General features: G+C 48.0%; 1 rRNA gene. It reads right to left on the bottom strand.

The window, feature by feature from the left end:
* Positions 1-1,217: ribosomal RNA gene (locus G541_RS0108215) — 23S ribosomal RNA — on the bottom strand; the annotation flags it as partial.
* Positions 1,218-1,311 lie beyond the last annotated feature (94 nt).

The raw sequence follows: 1,311 nt of genomic DNA, 5'->3' as shown, positions 1-1,311 counted from the left end.
CGGTCGCATCCACAATTTCGGTAATGTGCTTAGCCCCGTTACATTTTCGGCGCAGGATCACTCGACTAGTGAGCTATTACGCACTCTTTAAATGGTGGCTGCTTCTAAGCCAACATCCTAGTTGTCTATGCAATTCCACATCCTTTTCCACTTAGCACATATTTAGGGACCTTAATTGGTGATCTGGGCTGTTTCCCTTTCGACGATGGATCTTATCACTCACCGTCTGACTCCCGGACATAGATCAGTGGCATTCGGAGTTTATCTGAATTCAGTAACCCAAGACGGGCCCCTAGTCCAAACAGTGCTCTACCTCCACGATCCTTAATTCCGAGGCTAGCCCTAAAGCTATTTCGGAGAGAACCAGCTATCTCCAAGTTCGATTGGAATTTCACCGCTACCCACACCTCATCCCAGCCTTTTTCAACAGACACGGGTTCGGTCCTCCAGTGCGTTTTACCGCACCTTCAACCTGGACATGGGTAGGTCACCTGGTTTCGGGTATACGTCTCCATACTATGGCGCCCATTTCAGACTCGCTTTCGCTACGGCTCCGGCCTTTCCGCCTTAACCTCGCATGCAAACGTAACTCGCCGGTTCATTCTACAAAAGGCACGCCATCACCCATTAACGGGCTCTGACTACTTGTAGGCACATGGTTTCAGGAACTATTTCACTCCCCTCCCGGGGTGCTTTTCACCTTTCCCTCACGGTACTGGTTCACTATCGGTCACTAGGTAGTATTTAGCCTTGGGAGATGGTCCTCCCGGATTCCGACGGAATTTCACGTGTTCCGCCGTACTCAGGATCCTGGTTTGAGGAAACGAAGTTTCGTTTACGAGGCTATCACTCTCTGTGGCTGACCTTCCCAGGTCATTCAACTACTTCATCTCTTGGTAACTCAAAACACCAGTCCTACAACCCCAAGAAGCAAGCTTCTTGGTTTGGGCTCTTCCCCGTTCGCTCGCCGCTACTGAGGGAATCGAATTTCTTTCTCTTCCTGTGGGTACTTAGATGTTTCAATTCCCCACGTCTTCCATCTGCTCAGCTATGTATTCACTGAGTAGTAATAGTCCGTTAGGACTATTGGGTTGCCCCATTCGGAAATCTCCGGATCACAGTTTACTTACAACTCCCCGAAGCTTATCGCAGTTAGTCACGTCCTTCATCGGCTCCTAGTGCCAAGGCATTCACCATGCGCCCTTAATAACTTAACCTATCCGCTTATTTTAATAAGCTTTATGAGTTTCGCAATTAAGAACTAATTTTGATGTTTAAAAACTCTTCAAAACGCAATGTTCTCGGTTTTTT

This window comes from Ligilactobacillus saerimneri DSM 16049 (genome assembly GCF_000423265.1).
Lineage (GTDB): Bacteria > Bacillota > Bacilli > Lactobacillales > Lactobacillaceae > Ligilactobacillus > Ligilactobacillus saerimneri.
The sequence above is the reverse complement of the archived record's forward strand: the minus strand, read 5'-3'. Positions and strand labels throughout refer to the sequence as shown.